The 1182-nt window shown below is 71.5% G+C and carries 1 protein-coding gene; it reads right to left on the bottom strand.

Annotation, left to right across the window (positions count from 1 at the left end):
• Positions 1-24: 24 nt before the first annotated feature.
• The coding region (locus AB0O11_RS39385; RefSeq protein WP_363397445.1) for an IS110 family transposase at positions 25-1182 on the bottom strand (1158 nt) is incomplete at its 5' end.

Below are 1182 nucleotides of genomic sequence, written 5' to 3'. Positions count from 1 at the left end.
CGCATGAGTTTCCTGAGTCAACCCCTATGCCGCCAGCGCCGTCTCGGGAGTCGTTTTGATCTTGTTGTTGGCTTGGTGGGTGGCGGGGTCGTAGGGGGTGCCGTCGCGTCGGCAGGCCCAGATCACTCGCAGCCAGGCGCGGGCGAGGATGCGGACGGCGTGGGGGTGTCGCTTCTTGCGGCCTCGGGCGTCGGTGTAGATCTTCGCGGCCCAGTCGCTGCCGTGCCGGCTGTTGTCGGCGAAGGTGGTGATCGCGACGCGGGCACGGCGGTTGGTCGCGTAGCGGAAGGTCACGCTGTGGGATTTGCCGGAGGCGCGGGTGACCGGGACGACGCCGGTCTCGGCGATGAACTGCTCGCAGGTCTCGGCGCGTTCGAGGATCGGGCCGATCTCGCCGATGATCTGGCCGAGGTTGATCCTGCCGATCCGTGGCATCGCGGCCAGCAGCGGCGCCAAGGGGTGTGCGTCGACGGCGTCGGCGATCTCCTGGTCGAGGGCGCGGATGGTCGCCCGTATGGCGCGCACGAGCTGGACCTGGACGCGGATCAGGGTCGCCACGGTGTCCTCGCCGAGGCGGGAGGCGGCCGTGGGGGCGGTGCGCAGGCGCTCGATCAGCTCCTTGCCGGTGCGGCGGCCGGTGTAGCGGCGCCGCTTGCACCAGGCCTCCAACTTGGCCGGGGTGAGCTTGGCGGCGGCCTGCGGGGTCGGGTAGCGGTCGAGGAACTCCAGGGCGATGTCGCTGTCGCGGCCGGCGAAGATCGCCTTGCCGCCGGGCCACAGCTGGTCGAGCTGGGCGTCGAGCTGGTTGACGGCGGCGACCTTGGCCTCGACGTGGTCGGCGCGCTGACGGGTCAGGGCCTGCAGTTCCAGGGTCCTGGGATCGGTCGGGGTGATGCGCCGCAGCTGGTGACCGTCGGTACGCAGGTAGTCGGCGAGCTTGTGGCTGTCCCCGGCGTCGGTCTTGGCACGCGATGCGCCCCAGCGCGGGCGCATCGCGTGGAAGGCGTTCGGGTGCACCGGCACGACCGGGTGGCCGGCGACCAGCAGCCGGTCCACGACCAGGCCGCGGGTGGTCTCGATCGCCACCGGCAGGTCGGCCGGGTCGCCGTGCCGGCGAAGCCGTGCCAGCGTCGCCTCGATGCCCTGCTCGCTGTGTGCGAGTTCCCAACGGTCCACTCGGGT

Origin of the sequence: Kitasatospora sp. NPDC093102, from assembly GCF_040683915.1 — a bacterium.
Lineage (GTDB): Bacteria > Actinomycetota > Actinomycetes > Streptomycetales > Streptomycetaceae > Kitasatospora.
Note: the sequence above shows the minus strand (reverse complement) of the source record. Positions and strands in the feature narration are given on the sequence as shown.